Here is a 959-nt window from a genome sequence, read left to right as displayed (position 1 = left end):
ACGGACATCGGCGACAGCATGATCATGCTGGGCGTCTACGGCTACGACAGTAACACCAACGGCGGGTGGGACTATATGAAACTGGCGGGCATCGTCAGGTCAGGAAACGCCGTCCGGTGTGGGCGCGGTCGCGTGCGCTGGCGCTGGACTGACAGATACGCGCTGGTTGGCCAGCGCCTGACAAACATCCCCGTGCCATGCATACCCGCCATGTATTAACCAACACTTACCCAGACCCGCCATCCGGCGGGTTTTTTTACTGGAGCAATTATGATTTACAACGCAGGTACTATTGCGATTGCAGGTGCAGGTGTAACAGGCACCGGTACGAATTTCACGGCAGCGGCCAGTGCGGTCCGCGCCGGGCAGACCCTTCTTGTCCTGACATCCCCGCCCCAGATTTTTGAGATTGCGACCGTGAACAGCGCCACATCCCTGACGCTCACCGCTGCCGCAAACCCATGGCTTGCGGCTGGCACGAAATACGCCATCCTGACGACTGACGCGCTTTCTGTTGACGGCCTGGCGCAAAGTATTGCGCAGCTTGTCCGGGACTACGACGCGAGCAGCGATGCGTGGGAGACTTTTGCTGGTACAACTGCCAACCAGGCCGTCAATGTCACAATTAATGGCGTTGCTGTCAGCATTCCGGCTCTCGGCAAACTTGCGCAGCGCGGCGTGGGCGGCGCGGTACCGGTTGAGCAGGGCGGAACGGGCGGCACAACGCCAGCAGCTGCGCGCACAGGGCTTCAGCTCGGCAGTGTGGCAACGCGCGACACGGGCGTGGCAGGCGGCAATATACCCGTTCTGGGCAATGCAAATATCGCCGGATCGATGTTGTTCCGCCTGTCGTCAAGTAACACCCCGGGCATCGCGTACGCGGGAAACCGCACGTCAGCATCAGCTGCGGCATTTAACATCGGTAATGCCGCGAACAGCGCCGCGTCGTCGGTGATGGA

1 protein-coding gene and 1 pseudogene are annotated in these 959 nt (G+C 60.7%); both read left to right on the top strand.

The window, feature by feature from the left end:
- Positions 1–219: DUF6453 family protein (locus tag GV764_RS22165; RefSeq protein ID WP_236651904.1), on the top strand; the 219-nt coding region annotated here is incomplete at its 5' end.
- Between the two features lie 51 nt (positions 220–270).
- Positions 271–959, top strand: a pseudogene (locus tag GV764_RS17960) (hypothetical protein); the annotation flags it as partial.

Origin of the sequence: Atlantibacter hermannii, assembly GCF_009907385.1 — a bacterium.
Classification (GTDB): Bacteria; Pseudomonadota; Gammaproteobacteria; order Enterobacterales; family Enterobacteriaceae; genus Atlantibacter; species Atlantibacter hermannii_A.
The sequence above is the reverse complement of the archived record's forward strand: the minus strand, read 5'-3'. Positions and strand labels throughout refer to the sequence as shown.